The 15,916-nt window shown below is 33.1% G+C and carries 13 protein-coding genes and 1 pseudogene; 11 read left to right on the top strand and 3 right to left on the bottom strand.

The window, feature by feature from the left end:
* Positions 1 to 46: 46 nt before the first annotated feature.
* From RCH18_RS01800 to RCH18_RS01755, 10 genes and pseudogenes are all read left to right on the top strand, one after another.
* The gene (locus RCH18_RS01800; RefSeq protein WP_326935055.1) at positions 47 to 826 is read left to right on the top strand and encodes a CbbQ/NirQ/NorQ/GpvN family protein; all 780 of its coding nucleotides are present in this window, start codon (positions 47 to 49) and stop codon (positions 824 to 826) included.
* 112 nt (positions 827 to 938) lie between these two features.
* Positions 939 to 2,714 carry a nitric oxide reductase activation protein NorD gene (locus RCH18_RS01795; protein ID WP_326935054.1) on the top strand — a complete coding sequence of 592 codons (1,776 nt, stop codon included), beginning with the start codon at positions 939 to 941 and terminating at the stop codon, positions 2,712 to 2,714.
* Between the two features lie 7 nt (positions 2,715 to 2,721).
* Positions 2,722 to 3,687 carry a DUF438 domain-containing protein gene (locus RCH18_RS01790; protein WP_326935053.1) on the top strand — a complete coding sequence of 322 codons (966 nt, stop codon included), beginning with the start codon at positions 2,722 to 2,724 and terminating at the stop codon, positions 3,685 to 3,687.
* 20 nt (positions 3,688 to 3,707) lie between these two features.
* Positions 3,708 to 4,289, top strand: a complete 582-nt coding sequence (locus RCH18_RS01785) for a cytochrome c oxidase subunit 3 (RefSeq protein ID WP_326935052.1) — start codon at positions 3,708 to 3,710, stop codon at positions 4,287 to 4,289.
* A 3-nt stretch (positions 4,290 to 4,292) separates the two neighbouring features.
* Positions 4,293 to 4,541 (top strand): cytochrome C oxidase subunit IV family protein, encoded by a 249-nt coding sequence (locus RCH18_RS01780; protein WP_326935051.1) that lies wholly within the window; start codon positions 4,293 to 4,295, stop codon positions 4,539 to 4,541.
* Between the two features lie 97 nt (positions 4,542 to 4,638).
* Entirely contained in the window at positions 4,639 to 6,129 is a 1,491-nt protein-coding gene (gene nirK, locus RCH18_RS01775) for a copper-containing nitrite reductase (RefSeq protein WP_326935050.1), read from the top strand.
* Positions 6,130 to 6,219: 90 nt separating this feature from the next.
* A pseudogene (locus tag RCH18_RS01770) lies at positions 6,220 to 6,543 on the top strand (c-type cytochrome); the annotation flags it as partial.
* Positions 6,544 to 6,570: 27 nt separating this feature from the next.
* The gene (locus tag RCH18_RS01765) at positions 6,571 to 7,344 is read left to right on the top strand and encodes a formylglycine-generating enzyme family protein (RefSeq protein ID WP_326935048.1); all 774 of its coding nucleotides are present in this window, start codon (positions 6,571 to 6,573) and stop codon (positions 7,342 to 7,344) included.
* 28 nt (positions 7,345 to 7,372) lie between these two features.
* Positions 7,373 to 8,041 (top strand): SCO family protein, encoded by a 669-nt coding sequence (locus RCH18_RS01760; RefSeq protein ID WP_326935047.1) that lies wholly within the window; start codon positions 7,373 to 7,375, stop codon positions 8,039 to 8,041.
* A gap of 6 nt (positions 8,042 to 8,047) precedes the next feature.
* Positions 8,048 to 9,310, top strand: a complete 1,263-nt coding sequence (locus RCH18_RS01755) for an alginate export family protein (protein WP_326935046.1) — start codon at positions 8,048 to 8,050, stop codon at positions 9,308 to 9,310.
* 144 nt (positions 9,311 to 9,454) lie between these two features.
* Here RCH18_RS01755 and RCH18_RS01750 read toward each other — a convergent pair whose 3' ends face one another.
* Positions 9,455 to 10,177, bottom strand: coding sequence for a toxin-antitoxin system YwqK family antitoxin (locus RCH18_RS01750; RefSeq protein ID WP_326935045.1), 723 nt, complete (start codon positions 10,175 to 10,177; stop codon positions 9,455 to 9,457).
* A 335-nt stretch (positions 10,178 to 10,512) separates the two neighbouring features.
* Here RCH18_RS01750 and RCH18_RS01745 point away from each other — a divergent pair, with 335 nt between their 5' ends.
* Positions 10,513 to 11,475 (top strand): fasciclin domain-containing protein, encoded by a 963-nt coding sequence (locus tag RCH18_RS01745; protein WP_326935044.1) that lies wholly within the window; start codon positions 10,513 to 10,515, stop codon positions 11,473 to 11,475.
* 786 nt (positions 11,476 to 12,261) lie between these two features.
* On the opposite strand, the gene yidC is transcribed toward RCH18_RS01745, so the two are convergent.
* Complete coding sequence (yidC, locus tag RCH18_RS01740) at positions 12,262 to 14,172, bottom strand: membrane protein insertase YidC (protein WP_326935043.1); 1,911 nt, start codon at positions 14,170 to 14,172, stop codon at positions 12,262 to 12,264.
* Positions 14,173 to 14,226: 54 nt separating this feature from the next.
* Positions 14,227 to 15,840: a CTP synthase gene (locus tag RCH18_RS01735; protein ID WP_326935042.1), complete on the bottom strand. Its 1,614-nt coding sequence runs from the start codon at positions 15,838 to 15,840 to the stop codon at positions 14,227 to 14,229.
* Positions 15,841 to 15,916 lie beyond the last annotated feature (76 nt).

Genomic DNA, 15,916 nt, shown 5'->3' with positions numbered 1-15,916 from the left:
AAACAATTGTTATTGCGTTCTGGTTTTTTATTTAAAATAAAAATAAATGGTAGCAAATACACCTTATTATCATCCCGTTGGTAAAGAAATTGATGTCTTTAACCATGCGTATCAAAATAAAATTCCTTTTTTATTAAAAGGACCTACTGGCACTGGTAAATCGCGCTTTGTTGAATATATGGCGCATCAATTAGACAAGAAAATTATAACTATCAGTTGTCACGAGGAAACTTCATCTACTGACTTGATAGGACGATTTATCATTAAGGGAGCAGAAACCGTTTGGCTTGATGGTCCATTGACCACTGCTGTAAAAGAAGGAGCTATTATTTATCTCGACGAGGTGGCAGAAGCTCGACCAGATGTCATTGTAGCCATACACTCTCTCACAGATCACAGAAGGGAATTATTTATAGACAAATTAGGCGAAACTGTAAAAGCGCATCACGATTTTATGTTAGTAGCTTCCTTTAATCCCGGTTATCAACGCGGATTTAAAGAGCTCAAACCATCCACGCGTCAAAGATTTATTGCCGTATCATTTGAATATCCTGAACCAAAAATTGAAATTGAGATACTAGTTAATGAAACACAAATCGATCAAGATGTAGCTAAAAAATTAGTTGCCATTGGTAACAAAATTAGGAATTTAACGGAATTAGGTTTAACAGAAACGGTTTCAACCCGACTTTTAATTGACGCTGCTAAAATTATTCGTAGCGGTCTTCCAAAACGTTTATCAGTTCACGTTGCAGTAGTAGAACCATTATCTGATGATTTACAAACCGTTCAAGCGTTAAAAGATTTATGCGATTTGATGATATAAAAACTAGTGTTCAATAATCAGTTCATAGTGTTCAGTTGAATGATGTGAAAGAGGGTTTTAAATTGATAACTGAACAACGAACACTGACCACCGAACACTGAATACTAAAAATATGGGATTCGAAATAGATGAATATATAGTAGGGAAGTTATTTAAGCACTTAAAAAAAAGTAAAAAACCAAGCCCTGAAATCATTGCTAGAACGGTTACTCTAGACAATGTCAAATCCAGACTGACTATTTTAGCCAGAGCTCTAACTGGAAATCCAATTGAAATTTTTCCAGCGGAACGAGAAGGAGGTTATAGAAACAACAATTTTTTTCTTCCCATTTCTTTTAGTGAGTTGCCTACAAAAAAAGATAACTTCACTTATTATCTTTTTAGAATACTATACTTAAGTGTGCAAAAGCGTTTGAATTTAAACTGGACTTCAGCAGAAAATGAGCAGTCCCTGCTGCTATCCCAACAAAAAGCATTTGAAACATCAGAAGAAATTCTAGATATTTTGTTTAAAGAATTTTCTATTGATAAGAGATTTTATGACCAATTAAAACAGCATTATTCGGAAAAAGCAACGGCAAATAAAGCTACTGATTTCTCATGGATATATGGGAAATGGATGCAAAATGACAAAGAGATCAAATCAGATTCGGTTTTAGAAAATTTCTCTGATTTAACTAAAAAAGCAAATGACAATAAACCGCTAACTACCCTAAAGTCAAATGCGGTGGAACAAGTCATAACCGTTGAATTAGACAAAAAGCAACAAGAAGATTATGTGTTACTTCACAATTTTGAAAAAGCAGAAACTGCCGAAGAATTTAATGGAACATGGCGAGACTTTGATGGTTCTGACGAACTAGAAGAGCATCAAGAGGCTCTTGAAGAATTAAATATGAAATATACAGTTCGCGTCGATGATACGGCACATTCTGTGTATCAATCGGACTTTGTAGAGAACACTTCCATTTCTGAAAGTGCCGAGATTGATTCCAAAGGATTTCATCTTACTTACAACGAATGGGATTTTAGCAAACGTATATATAAAGACAATTTTTGTAAAGTGTATCCTAAATCACAACAGAAAACCGACAGCGATTATTACAAAAAAACAATAGCAAAAAATGCTTCAACATTATTAGGCTTGCGTAAAATGTTGACCAATGTTAATAATCGTATGCAACAACAAAAACGGCAATTGCAAGGCGATGAATTTGATATTGATGCGATTACTGATTTATATGTTGATGTACATTCAAAACGAACCCCATCTGAAAACGTATATATTTCGAACCGAAAAAAAGATAAAGATTTATCGATATTGATTTTGCTCGACATTAGCCTTTCTAGTGATGGTTATGCCGCAGGGAACCGTGTGATTGATGTAGAGAAAGAAGTCTCTATCCTCTTTGGAGAAATCCTAAATGAATTTAATATTGATTTTTCTATTGATAGCTTTTACTCCAAAACACGCAATTTTTCTACTTATCTCACTGTGAAGGAATTTGATGAAAATTGGAATACTGCCAAGCATAAAATTGGCGCCATAGAACCGAGCGGTTACACCAGGATTGGTGCTGCATTAAGACATGCTGGGGCAAGACTAGACACCAGAAATACAAAAAACAAATGGGTTATTTTAATTTCAGATGGAAAACCTAATGATTATGATAAATATGAAGGCAAATATGGTGTGAGCGATGTAAAGCAAGCGCTTAGAGAATTAAACCGAAGAAATATTAATTCCTATGCCTTAGCTATTGAAGCTCAAGCTAAGTATTATTTACCGCAGATGTTTGGGCAAAATCATTATCAAATACTGACAACTCCAGTTGAATTATTGCAATCAATGGTCAAGTTGTATGAAAAAATTAAACATCAAAAATAAACATATAATGAACGATATTTCAAATAACGTAGCACTTCCAGAAGGACACCCAATTCAGGTGTATTTTCAAGAAAAAGAGATTATCACCACTCTTTTAGAAGAATTGAGTGCTACAGATCCTACTCAAGAAATACAGAAATACACCAATATATTCAACCAGCTTTGTACAATTGAAAAACGATTTGCACGAAAAGAAAATCAGCTTTTTCCTTTTTTGGAAAAAAAAGGTTGGAACGGACCTTCTCAAGGAATGTGGTCTTTTCATGATAATTTAAGAGAACAGTTTCGCTTGATTCGTTATTATCTAAAAACTAATAATACAGAAAAAATAAATAGCAATACTCCATTTTTAGTCGATGGAATTAACAGATTGTTAAATGTAGAAGAAACCGTTTTATTCCCTAATGCACTCGATTTATTACAAGAGAACGATTGGATTACGATGCGTGCTGGCGAAGAAGAAATTGGCTGGATGCTCTCACAGCCTCCTGTTGCTTATCCACACCAAGAATATATTCATCCAAGTCAAGATTTTACTCAGAGAGAAATGCCGTTTTCGCTTGAAAACACTTCCCATTATGATGAAGGTTACATGACCGTAGAACAAGTGAATTTACTTTTTAGAACCATGCCTTTAGATATTACTTATGTTGACGAGAATGACAAAGTGATTTTTTATAATCGTGGCGAAGAACGTGTTTTTCCGCGTAGTGCTGGAATTATAGGTCGTGAGGTGAAGTTTTGTCATCCGCCAAAAAGTGTTGATACTGTTCTCAAAATCTTAGAGGAATTTAGAAAAGGAACTAAAAGTGAATCTTCATTTTGGATTAATTTCAAAGAACGGTTGATTTACATTCGATATTTTGCTGTTAGAGATACTGATAAAAATTACAAAGGCGTTATTGAAATGTCACAAGATATTACCGATATCAAAAAAATTGAAGGCGAAAAACGATTACTAGATTGGGAATAATCTAAACTTAAAAAACTAAAATGGAAACACTTAAAATCAATTATAAAGATTTATATTTTCCACCAGGAGGAATCCTGATGTGGATCATCATATTTCTGGAGCTTATTACCTTCGGGATGGCGTTAATCGCATTTGTTATATACGGAAATGAAGAGCCAGCATTGTTCCATGAATCTCGCATGCAGCTAAATAGCACATTTGGCGCTATAAATACCGTTTTCCTTTTAACGAGCGGTTATTTTATGGCACTCGCAGTACACGAATTTAAAGAGAAAAATTTAAAAAAATCCTCTTTTTATTTTAAATTAACGATGCTAGGGGGACTGTTGTTTTTAATATTAAAAAGTGTCGAATATTATCACAAAATTGAATCTGGAATTACAGTAGACACTAATACATTCTATGCTTTTTATTGGCTTTTAACTGGATTCCATTTACTTCATGTACTTATGGGATTAGTTATTTTAATCTGGACAAACAACGGAATGATGAACAAAAATTCTGATACAGAAGTAGTAGATGTTGAAGCTTGCGCCGCTTTCTGGCACATGTGTGATTTAATTTGGCTTTTATTATTTCCTGTTCTTTATTTAATTTACTAAAATATGAAAAAATCACTTCTACTTAGCTACGTATTTCTAATTTTATTAACCGTAAGCACAGCACTAATTTCAAATTATTTTACGATAAGTTCAGTTGTTATTTCTTTGATTATGAGTTTTTCAGCGATAAAATTTATTTTAGTAGCTTTTCAATTCATGGAATTAAAAGAAGCAAATTCATTTTGGAAAATTAGTTTGCTTTCTGTTTTATTATTAATTATCGTGGTTATAATTTTAGCTATAAACAATTAATAAAAAAAAGTTAATAACATGATAAATATCATAATAAAGGATGTATGTATCCTTTAATTTTACACTATAAATCAAGATAAACTTAAACATTATTATTATGAATTTGCAATTCAATTTCAAACAGAAAAGTAAGCTAATTGCCATCGCATTTTTTCTCTCCATTACACTGTTCTCTTGCAATAAAGATCAGGAAAAAGATGCTAAATACTATGAAAGCATAAAGATCGATGGTCAAAAAACAGCAGAGCTTACTGCTCCGCCATTTGTCCCAGCACCAGTTGGAGATCGTCCTGCGATGAAACTCATCGTTAATATGGAGATCACAGAAAAAGAAGGCGAAATGGTAGACGGTGTAAAGTATACCTATTGGACATTTGGTGGATCTGTACCAGGAAGTTTTATTAGAACACGTGTTGGCGATGAAGTAGAATTTCATTTAAAAAACCACCCAGATAATAAAATGCCTCATAACATTGACTTACATGCCGTAACTGGACCAGGTGGAGGAGCAACATCATCACTTGTGGCACCAGGACACGAAAAAGTTTTCAATTTTAAAACATTAAATCCAGGTTTGTATGTATATCATTGTGCAACAGCCCCAGTAGGAATGCACATAGCAAACGGAATGTATGGATTAATATTAGTAGAACCAGAAGGCGGATTACCTCCCGTTGATAAAGAATATTACATTATGCAGGGTGATTTCTACACTAAAGGTGCTTATGGAGATCCTGGAAACCAACCATTTGATATGGACAAAGCTATCAAAGAACAACCGGACTATGTGGTATTTAATGGAAAAGTAGGTGCATTAACAGGAGATAAAGCATTGACTGCTAAAAAAGGAGAAACAGTACGTATTTTTATGGGTAATGGTGGTCCAAATTTAGTTTCTTCTTTTCATGCTATTGGTGAAATATTTGACAGAGTACACGTTGAAGGTGGCGATTTAATCAATAAAAATGTTCAAACTACTTTAATCCCAGCAGGTGGCGCCGCAATAGTGGAGTTCAAAGTTGAGGTTCCTGGGACATATATACTGGTAGATCACTCTATTTTTAGAGCTTTTAACAAAGGAGCTTTGGGAATGCTGAAAGTGGAAGGCGATGAAAACAAGAAAGTATATTCAGGAACCATACAAGAAGGAATCTATTTGCCAGAAGGTGGAACTATCCAAAATATGCCTAAGGTTGCTACAACAACTAAGAGCACTGGAGTAAAAACAGTGGCCGATCAAATCTCTTCAGGCAAAGCATTATATGGAAGAACTTGTTCAGCATGTCACCAAACCGAAGGTCAAGGAGTTGCTAACGCTTTCCCTCCATTAGCAAAATCAGATTATTTGAATGCTAATACGGATAGAGCTGTAGCTGCTGTGCTACACGGACTAAGTGGTGAAATTACGGTAAACGCTAAAAAATACAACAATGTTATGACAAGCCAAAATCTTACCGATGATGAGGTAGCTGATGTATTAACATACGTATATAACAGTTGGGGAAATAATAAAACTGTAGTTACTGCAGACAAAGTAAAAGCGTTACGAGCTAAACCAGTTCAAAAAGTGAAAGATATTCACGAATAACAAAATGACAATAATTTTAACAAAAATAAATAAATTATGAAAAAATATGTTTTTTCAATCGCAATGATTGCCTTGGCTTTCCAAGGGTACAGTCAAAATATAGAAAAAGGTAAAAAAGTCTACAATCAAGTTTGTATTGCTTGTCACCAACCTACTGGTTTAGGTATTCCAGGTGCTTTCCCTCCACTAGCCAAATCAGACTATTTAAATAAAGATGTCAATCGCGCAATCAAAGGAGTTGTAAAAGGACTTAAAGGACCTATAGTTGTAAATGGTAAAAAGTATAATGGCGAGATGCCTGTACAAACCCTTAATGATCAACAAGCGGCTGACGTTATGACTTATGTTTACGCAAACTGGGGTAACAATAAAACTATTGTAACTCCTGCCATGGTTAAAGCACAAAGAAAATAAAGTTTTTACAATTTAAAAAAAAGAGCCATGTTAAAAAGAAAAATAGAGATAGTATTAATTCTATTATTTATAGCAACATCGCTATCTGCTCAACAAGCTAAAATGGTAACTATAAGTGGGGGAACTTTTGTTCCCCTTTATGGTGCCACTACTAAAACACCGGTTGAAGTAAAGAGTTTCTATCTCGATGTCTATCCTGTGACTAATGCAGAATTTCTAGCATTTCTAAAAAAATTTCCAGAAAATAGCCGCTCTAAAATGAAAGGAATTTTTGCTGATAAAAGTTATTTATCTCAATGGGCAAGTGATTTCGATTATGGTAAATCAAATTTAAGTAATGCTCCTGTTACTAATATTTCTTGGTTTGCTGCTAAAAAATACTGTGAATGTGAGGGTGGACGTCTGCCTACAATGGATGAGTGGGAATTTGTTGCTATGGCCGATGAAAAGCGAATCGATGCACGTAGCAAGGAGAGCTTTAATCGATATATAATGTCTTGGTATGAAAAACCTAATACTTATGCAAATCCTGTGGGAAAAACATTTAAAAATTATTGGGGCGTTTATGATATGCATGGATTAGTTTGGGAATGGACTTCTGATTTTAATAGTATCTTCCTATCGGGCGAATCCCGAAAAGATAAAGATACTGATAAAGATTTATTTTGCGGAAGCGCATCAGTAAATGCAACTGATTTAATGAATTACGCTGCCTTTATGCGTTACGCTTTTAGGGGAAGTTTAAAAGCTAAATATACAACCAAGAATTTAGGTTTTCGTTGCGCAAAAGATAAAAAATAGCCTTTTATTTCATTAAAAAATCAAAACAATGACACCCATTTATTATACTTCAGCAATTTTACAAAAGATAAAAACCATTTTAAAAATTAGATTTATTAGTAACAAATCATGTTTATTGATAGTATGTTCTTTATCCATTTTATTTTACTCATGTAATAATAAAGCTGAAACAAAATCCAAAATTGATTCACCTATCACAGAACTTTCTATTTACAATTTACCATCAAAGTGGACTGATCAAAATGGCAAAAATTTAGAAATGAAAGATTTAAAGGGCAAAGTATTAGTAATGGTCATGATTTACACCTCTTGTAAAGCTGCTTGTCCGAGACTTGTTGCTGATATGAGAAATATTGAACAGCGAATCCCAGAAAAAATTAAAGACAATGTACAATTTGTCATGGTAAGCATAGATCCTGAGGTAGATACGCCACAAAGATTAAAAGCCTTTGCAATTGAAAACAAAATGGATGGTGATCAATGGCTTTTTTTACGTTCTACAGAGGAAAATACTCGTGAGTTTGCTGCAGTTTTAGCGGTAAATTATAAAAAAATCGCTCCTTTAGATTTTTCCCATTCTAATATTATCTCCGTTTTTAATGCCGAAGGGGAATTAGCTTATCAACAAGAAGGATTAGGAGTAAATTCAGATCAAACCATAAATAAAATTTCGGAGGAAGCGCAAAAGTTAAATTAAACTATCATGAATTTACTAAAAAAAATTAGTTTATCATTTCTAGCGATGATAGGCATAGCAAGTCACGCACAGGAATTTGAAGCTAATTTACAACTGAGACCGAGATTTGAATATAGAAACGGTTATAAAAATTTAATTGCTAATGACGAGAAAGCCACTGCATTTGTGTCACAACGTTCTCGTCTTAATTTGAATTACAATTATGAAAAGCTAAAAACTAAGATTACCTTTCAAAATATCCGCACTTGGGGAGATGCAACTACAACGGCAACAACAGACAAAAATGGAATTGCTGTTTTTGAAGCATGGGCAGAATATGAGCTAAATTCGAAATGGAGCACTCGCATTGGCCGTCAAGTTATTTCTTATGATAATCAGCGAATATTTGGAGAAATCGATTGGGCACAACAAGGCCAAAGTCATGATGCGGCCTTGATAACATTCCATCGTGAAAACAATCAATTAGATTTAGGATTTGCGCTAAACTCCAATGCAGAAAATTTACTTGCCTCTAAAACGCCTTATACAACAAACTATAAAACCATGCAATACGCTTGGTATCACACGAAATTAAACCAAGTAGGAATGAGTTTATTGTTTTTGAATACGGGTTATGAATTTCAAAAAACACTTACGGATCTAGAAGTAGATTATAAACAAACTTTTGGGACTTACCTCACTTTCAAAGAAAAACAATGGGATATCAATGTAGGTCTTTATGGTCAAACAGGAGAATCTGCTGACAGAAAAGTAAATTCTTGGTATGCTGGAGCATACTTTGGATACGCAACTTCAAAAAAATTTAAAGCAGGATTAGGGCACGAATTCCTTTCTGGAAAAGATCAAAATGATTTCAGTTCAGATAGTAAATCGTTTCTCCCTATTTTTGGGACCAATCATGGGTTCAACGGATTCATGGACTATTTTTATGTAGGAAACCATCAAAATAATGTTGGTTTAAATGATACCTATTTAAAATTAAATTATATCTCTAATAAATGGCAATTTGCCTTTATACCACATGTCTTTAATGCACCAAATACGGTTTTAGACGCAACTAGTCAAAAGATGGATGCTTATTTAGGAACAGAGATTGATTTAACAGCTACATATACTGTTAGAAAAGATATTGTTGCTATGGCCGGATATTCTCAAATGTTTTCCTCTTCAACTTTAGAACGTGTTAAGACTGTTGCCAATGCAGCAGACACTAATAACTGGGTTTGGGTAATGGTTTCATTCAGTCCTAGAATTTTCACTTCAAAATAATACCTATTATTAATTCAATAAAAAACGGCCATCAATATACTTTGATTGCCGTTTTTTTATTCTATTAAAATAGTAGTGGTAAAATAATAGCCTCTATATTTAAAATCAAAAATTGAGATCGTTAGGATAAAAATATAGCTACCATTATTTTTTTGTCTTTATTTCATTCTGCGAAATACTCATATTTACTTCTTTTACTAAAGCTCCTTTATCATAAAATTGCCAAATCCCAGTTTTTTGTCCATTTGTAAAAACACCTTTGGAAACCACTTCTCCATTAGCGTCTCTAAAAACCGCGGTCCCTTGATAGTTGTCTTTTACAAAATTAGATTCTTCCAGAATAGTTCCATTTTCAGTGTATTTTTTATAAACGCCATTTTTTAAATTATTTTTATACACTATTTCTTCTGCTACTTTGCCACTTTGATAAAAGGTCGTTTGAACACCCTCTAATTTTCCGATTTTATAATGCTCAAGTGTCATTACACTTTTAGCGGCTTGATGATAGTATTTCCATTCTCCTTCAAACAATTTATTGACTACTTTGCCTTCACTTACTTTATTACCTTTTTGATCATAAAATATGGTATAGGCTGAATTGTCTTTGGCATTAAATTCTCGCGTGGCAATTAAAGACTTAGCTTTAGTGTCATCGTAAAATTTAAAAAGCCCACTTTCTTTGCCATGCTCAAAAGCACCTTCGTATTTAGGTCTTTTTGATTCGTTATAGAAGCCTACCCAAAGTCCATGTTTCTTGCCTTGTTCATCAAATTGATTAATATTCGTTTGTGCATTACTAAACCCTGTGCTTATTAATAGCATAAGAGTTACATATAAAATTGCTATCCTTTTATTTTTAACTTTCATATTTTGATTGCTTTATTATTTGTCAAAATTAATTCAAATTATTACAAAGATATAATTGTCCATTACTTTTAAATTACAAACCACGTACAATCATCTTAGAAATAAAACAATATTCGTTAAAAACGGTATCACTAATTCTTGTTTAACTTTATTTTTTATTTGAGATTAAAAAATAAGTTAATAATATCTACTTTACTGCTGCAATTAGCTAATTATCTCATTTTTAACACTTAAACAAATATCAAATTTTATACAATATTTTATTTTTTGTTTAACTTTATCTCTACTTTTATGAACAGAATCACAACTTCTATCTATTAATTAAAAAAACTATTATGAAAAAACTATCAAAATTCAAAATTATTGCATTAGCTCTGTTTGCAGCTGTATTCATTTCATGTGACAATGATGATGATCCGGTAATGCCAGTAGACAATACAATAACGGGAATTGCAGTTAAAAATCCAAATTTAAAAATTTTGGTACAAGCTTTAACTAGAGCTGATCTAGCGAATACATTAAAAGGAGCTGGTCCATATACCGTTTTTGCTCCAACAGATGCAGCATTCACTGCGTTTTTAAAAACTACTCCTTATGCAACTATTAATGATGTACCAAAGGATGCACTTACACAAATCTTATTAAATCATGTAGTAAGTGGTGCTGTGAAATCAACTGATCTTAAGGCTGGTTATGTAAAAACATTAGCTAAAGGAGCCGCATCAGCAACTAATAATTTAAGTATGTATGTTGATTTAACCTCAGGTGTTAAATTAAATGGAGTTTCTAAAGTAGCAACAGCTGATGTAATGGCTTCTAATGGAGTTATTCATGTGGTAGATGCAGTGATTGGTTTACCAACTATTGTTACACATGCAACTGCAAATCCAAATTTCTCTTCACTTGTAGGAGCTTTAACAGGACCAGGACAACCCGCATTTACAACAATACTAGCTGGTACAGGACCGTTTACTGTTTTTGCACCAAATAACGCCGCGTTTACAGCGTTAAATACTGAACTTGCACCAGGAGGAATTGCGGGCGTTTCTGTAGCAAATCTAACAAAAGTGTTACAATATCACGTAGTTAGTCCAGCAAATGTTTTAGCCGCTTCATTAACTGAAGGACAAGTAGTAACCCCTATTTTAGCTCCGGCTCAAACATTTACAGTGTTACTAGCTGGCGGTGCTAAAATTAGAGATGCGAGAACAAGGGTATCAACAATTGTAGCTACCGACGTACAGTGTGCTAATGGTGTGATTCATGTACTTGATAAAGTATTATTACCAACATTTTAATACTTATAATTTTTATAGATTAAAAATTGTATCTAGTTTTAATTAGCATGGTTTTTAATTTTTTTGGAAAGCGCTTAAATAAATTTCAATTTATTTAAGCGCTTTTTTGCAAGCGAAAATTATTTACATTCTTCTCTTGTTCCGCAAATTGTGCATTTATCTTTCTCTATTTTATATCCATTGAAATGCAAAATTACACTGATCGTACTGGTTTTAGTACAGTCAATGATTAAATGTTATAGACGATATTTTACTGTGCTTTTAGTAGATCAAATTCGATAAAAAGCGCTGCTAAATGTTGAGACGCTGCCAGAGTGACAACTTGCGGCGGGAAAGTTTGGCAAAATATATTACAGACAATACAATCATGTAACAGGTTTTTTTAATCATTAAGGGAGTTAAATTAATTTTAGATTGAACTGCGCTTAATTTTTCTAAATTTTCTAAATGGTTTAGATAAGTATTTATATTGATTGAGATAGATTTTTTTTCAGATGTGTTAAAGTAGAAACTAATTTCTTGTGATTTGGTCTTTAGTGTTGAGACGCTTTTAGCGTGACAAATTGTGGCGTGAGTGTTTGCTAAAAAATATTATTAATCTATAGACATGAAATAGGTTTTTGAGACGCTTTTAGCGTGACAAATTAAAGTGACACTGTTAAAAAAAATCCTATTTTCAATCAATAAGTAACCACAAAGATAAACACTGTCATAAAAAAAAGGAAATCAAATGATTATTATCTCATTTGATTTCCTTTAGTATTATTAGACTATTGATGAAATAATTTACAATTTCTTCTTTTTATCTAATGCTTTTTGAGCTTCGGCTTGTTCCATTACTTCTTGAAGTTTTCGTTGGAATTTACCTTGCTTTTTAGGCTCTTTCAATTTGTTTTCTTGGATTTGAACGTGAATTTTATCACTATCAATAAAATACTTTTTGATAACAACCATAATTCCAATAGTAATTAAGTTGGAGATAAAGTTATATAAACTCAATCCTGCACCGTAACTATTAAAGAAAAATAACATCATTATAGGGGAAGCATAAATCATCACTTTCATAATCTTTGCCATATCTGGCATTCCTTCCTGTTGTGGTGCCATCATTTGCTGATCTCCAGAAGTCATTTTCATATAAAAGAAAATCGCAATCGAAGCTAAAACAGGAAATAAACTAATATGATTTCCGTAAAAAGGAATGTAAAAGGGAAGCCTAATCACTTCATCAAATGAAGATAAATCGTCTGCCCATAAAAAACTTTTTTGTCTTAACTCAAACGCAGATGGGAAAAACTGAAACGATGCATACATAAACGGTAGCTGAATCAATGCTGGAATACAACCTGCCATAGGATTTACTCCTGCCTTGTTGTATAACTTCATTGTTTCCTGCTGTTTTTTCATTGGGTCTTTTTTGAATTTTTCTCCCAACTCAGCAATCTCTGGACGCAATACTTTCATCTTAGCTTGAGATAAGAAAGATTTAAAAGTAATAGGCGACATAGCTATTTTAATTAAAATAGTAAAAATAATAATAGCAATTCCATAGGAAATATAAGTACTTAAAAAGCCAAATAATGGAATAAAAATGAATCTATTGATCCAGCCAAAAATTCCCCAACCCAAAGAAATAATTTTTTCTAAATTCTTATCGTAACTATTTAATGTTTGGTAATCAGTTGGTCCAAAATACCAACTCATTTTATGATCTAATTCTCCATTAGTAAAGGCTAGAGGAATATTAGCTTTAAACTGCTTTGTAAATAATGTATCAACTTTATCATCAACAACTAAATTCACTGATTCTAACTTCGCTGTCTCAAACGGTGTTTTGGTCAATAATATAGTGGAAAAAAAATGCTGCTTGTACGCAATAAAAGAAGCCTTTTCAAGATCAGACTCTTCTGTTTGCCCTAAGCCAGAATAGTCAATTTTCCCATCTTCATGCTCAAAATAGATTTCAGTGTACCTATTTTCATAAGAAACACTTTTCTCGTTTCTAATTGTTTTTAAGTCCCACTCCAAATCCAATGGCTTAGCGGTGTTCAAAACTTTATTTAATCCCTGCGAGCGAATATCAAAATCAATCATATATTGATTTGGTTTCAATATATACTTGTATTCTAAAAATTCATTTGCTCCAGCTTTCAATTTCATAGATAAAACTTGATCTGCTCCCATATTTGTCAAAGTAGGCTCAAAATACAAGTCTTTAGAGTTTAAAGTTCGGTTATCACTAGTAAGTAACTGGATATTTAAATTAGCATTATTGTCTTTTATTAATTGTACTAATTGACCTGATCCTTTTTTAAATTTTTCAAACTCCTTTAATGTAGCCTCTACAATATAACCACCTTTGTTAGCAATAGTAAGTTTTACTAATTCATTTTCGATAATAGTAAGACCTGCTTTTGCAGATGGAAGTGTTGCTGAATAAGCAAAATTCCCTAAGTTTTTTTGCAATTGCGCTAATTGCGTAGAATCACCAGTTGTGGCTACTGCAAGCGTAGCTTGAGCAACAGTTTTATCCTGTAATTCTTTTGTCTTAGCGGCTTTGATGACCAATTCCTTTTCAGCTTTTTCGGCGGCAATTACCTTAGGATCTGGTTGATTTTGATACATGATGTAAACCAAAATACCAAAAATTAATACAAAACCTATTACCGAATTGAGGTCAAATTTTTTTTGTTCCATTGTTGTTAAAAAAAGTTTTAAATTTAAAGTTAACCGAAACTATATTGTCTCTAGTTATTTTTTCTTCGCCTGAACAGCAGCTGCAATGAAATTTACAAAAATAGGATGCGGATTGGCTACCGTACTCTTATATTCTGGATGGTATTGAACTCCAATATAAAATGGATGATCTTTTATCTCTATAATTTCAACTAAGCCTGTATCAGGATTTATACCAGATGAAATTAATCCAGCATTTTGTAATTGCTCAACATATTTACTGTTGTATTCATAACGGTGACGATGACGCTCTGAAATCGTTTCTTTACCGTATATTTTATACGCTAATGAATCTTGCTTTATATCACATTGCCAAGCTCCAAGACGCATAGTGCCTCCTTTGTCAGTAATAATTTTTTGCTCCTCCATCAAATTGACTACTGGGTGAGCGGTGTGTTCATTCATTTCTGTTGAATTAGCATCAGCATATCCAAGAACATTGCGTGAATATTCAATTATAGCCATCTGCATGCCTAAGCAAATTCCAAGAAATGGAACTTTATTCTCCCGCGCATAGTGCACGGCTGCAATTTTTCCTTCAATCCCTCTCTCGCCAAAACCTGGCGCAACTAAAATTCCATCTAAACCAGAAAATTTTTCTTTGATGTTATTAGCATCAATATGTTCAGAATGTATTGAAATAACATTTACTTTAGTTTCATTAGCGGCACCTGCATGAATAAATGCTTCTAAAATCGACTTATAACAATCTTGCATTTCAACATATTTACCAATCAAACCAATGTTGACGGTATGTTTAGGATTTTTTAATCGCTTTAAAAAGATATTCCAGTTTTTTAAATCAGGAGCCGCTTTCTTTGGCAAATCTAATTTCTTCAAAGCCACTACATCTAAACCTTCTTCTAGCATTAGGTTTGGCACTTCGTAAATCGTTGAAGCATCAATAGATTGTATAACAGCTTCTCTTTTTACATTACAAAACAAAGCTAGTTTATTGCGTAACTCTTCTGAAAGTTCATGTTCTGTTCTACAAACTAAAATATCGGCTTTTATGCCGCTCTCCATTAAAGTTTTTACCGAATGCTGGGTTGGTTTTGTTTTTAATTCACCAGCCGCAGCTAAATAAGGAACTAACGTTAAATGAATTACAATAGCATTGTGTTCGCCCAAATCCCAAACTAATTGCCTAACAGATTCAATATAGGGCAGCGATTCAATATCTCCAACAGTTCCACCTATTTCAGTAATTATAATATCATAATCACCTGAATTGCCTAACAATTGCATTCTTTCCTTAATTTCATTGGTGATATGAGGCACAACTTGCACCGTTTTTCCAAGAAATTCTCCTCTTCTCTCTTTTTCAATAACCGAAAGATAGATTCTTCCAGTTGTTACATTGTTGGCTTGAGATGTAGGTACATTTAAAAAACGCTCGTAATGTCCTAGATCTAAATCCGTTTCTGCGCCATCATCCGTAACATAACATTCCCCATGTTCATAGGGATTTAAAGTTCCAGGATCGACATTAATGTATGGGTCAAACTTTTGGATAGTAGTACGATATCCTCTTGCTTGTAACAATTTTGCCAATGAAGCTGCAATAATCCCCTTCCCTAAGGAAGAAGTCACACCGCCAGTAACAAAAATATATTTAGTTTGATGCATTGTATAGTTATATGTGTTGTAGTTGTGTAAAAAACGTCGCAAAAGTACAAATTAAATTAGAGAATTTGACCATTAG

Source organism: Flavobacterium sp. PL11, from assembly GCF_035985025.1.
In the GTDB taxonomy this organism is placed as follows: Bacteria; Bacteroidota; Bacteroidia; order Flavobacteriales; family Flavobacteriaceae; genus Flavobacterium.
The sequence above is the reverse complement of the archived record's forward strand: the minus strand, read 5'-3'. Positions and strand labels throughout refer to the sequence as shown.